We start from the raw sequence: 797 nt of genomic DNA on the forward strand, positions 1-797 counted from the left end.
TGTGGGAGCAAAGCTTGCTCGCGATAGCATCCTATCGGCTGGCCCATGTGTGACTGACCTACCGCCATCGCGAGCAAGCTTTGCTCCCACAGGCCTTGCTCCACAGGTAGTGCTCCTGCAGGTTCTACTCTTGCAGGTTTTGCTTCCACAGGCTCGCTCCCACAAGGGATAGCGCATGTCTACGACCTCTACGGTCCATCCGAAGACACCACCTATTCCACCTGGACCCGCCGCACCGCCGGCGGCACGGCGAACATCGGCCGGCCTCTCAAACACACCGCCAGCTACCTGCTCGACGCCGACCTGCAACCAGTGCCCCAAGGCGTCTCGGCGGAGCTGTACCTGAGCGGCGCGGGCATCACCCGTGGTTACCTCGGCCGCGCGGCGATGACCGCCGAAAAATACGTGCCCAACCCGTTCTCCACAACCGGCGAACGCCTGTACCGCACTGGGGACCTGAGCCGTTACCGCGCCGATGGCGTGCTCGAATACCAGGGCCGTATCGACCATCAAGTGAAGATCCGCGGCTTCCGTATCGAGCTAGGGGAAATCGAAGCGCGGCTGCTGCAACAGCCCGAGGTGCGTGACGTGGCGGTCCTGGCCCAGGACGCCCCGGGCGGTCAGCAACTGGTGGCCTACGTGGTCGTCCCGACGCTGAACCTGAATGCCACCGAAGCCCAACGCGCCCTGCGCGATGAACTCAAGGCGGCCCTGCGCGAACACCTGCCGGACTACATGATCCCGGCGCACCTGCTGTTCCTCGAACAACTGCCCCTGACCCCCAACGGCAAGCTCGA

The 797-nt window shown here is 64.2% G+C and carries 1 pseudogene; it reads left to right on the forward strand.

Annotation, left to right across the window (positions count from 1 at the left end):
• Window positions 1-797: pseudogene (locus F7R20_RS31405) on the forward strand (AMP-binding enzyme); the annotation flags it as partial.

This window comes from Pseudomonas brassicacearum subsp. brassicacearum, from assembly GCF_008801605.1.
In the GTDB taxonomy this organism is placed as follows: domain Bacteria; phylum Pseudomonadota; class Gammaproteobacteria; order Pseudomonadales; family Pseudomonadaceae; genus Aquipseudomonas; species Aquipseudomonas brassicacearum.